Annotated in this window: 1 protein-coding gene; it reads left to right on the top strand. The window is 61.6% G+C overall.

Translation table 11 applies throughout. From position 1 onward, the window contains the following. Positions 1-722: IS1380 family transposase (locus AD944_RS00110; protein WP_156477205.1), on the top strand; the 722-nt coding region annotated here is incomplete at both ends.

The raw sequence follows: 722 nt of genomic DNA, 5'->3' as shown, positions 1-722 counted from the left end.
GCATGACCTGATCTTTGGTCTGGCCTCGGGCCGTCTGTCGGGAGGTCGGGCCAACTGTGCGGCACTGGCCGGAAAATCCACACTGAACCGGCTGGAGCGCAGTGGCTACAAGGCAGACCGTTACTGCCGCATCATTGCTGATCATGAGGCCCTGGCTACCCTGTTCGTCACGCTCTTCATGGACCAGCATGAGCGCGCACCCGCCCGCATCGTTCTGGATGTGGATGCCACCGATGACCGTATCCATGGCCATCAGGAAGGCCGTGCCTTTCATGGGTATTACGGCCATAACTGCTATCTGCCGCTATACATCTTTTGCGGGGATCATCTCCTCAGCGCCACCCTGCGCACGGCAGACAGGGACCCGGGGAAGGAAGCACTGGCAGACATCCGCCGGATCGTGGAGCAGATCAGGAGCCGCTGGCCCCGGGTGCGTATCCTGGTGCGTGGGGACAGCGGTTTCGCCCGAGACAGTCTGATGACATGGTGCGAAGACAACCACGTTGACTTCCTGTTTGGGCTTGCGGGCAACACGCGCCTGTATGACCGGATTGCCTCCCTGTCCGCCGAGGTTCGTGACGAAGCCGCCACGACAGGCAAAGCGGCGCGCGGTTTCGCCTCCTTTGACTGGATCACAAAGGACAGCTGGACGCGCCGCAGGCGGGTGGTGGCCAAGGCCGAATGGCGTCACGGCAACCGCTATCATCGCTTTATTGTCACCA

Source organism: Acetobacter tropicalis, from assembly GCF_001580915.1.
GTDB classification, from domain to species: Bacteria; Pseudomonadota; Alphaproteobacteria; order Acetobacterales; family Acetobacteraceae; genus Acetobacter; species Acetobacter tropicalis.
This window is presented reverse-complemented; position numbering and strand designations above follow the sequence as displayed.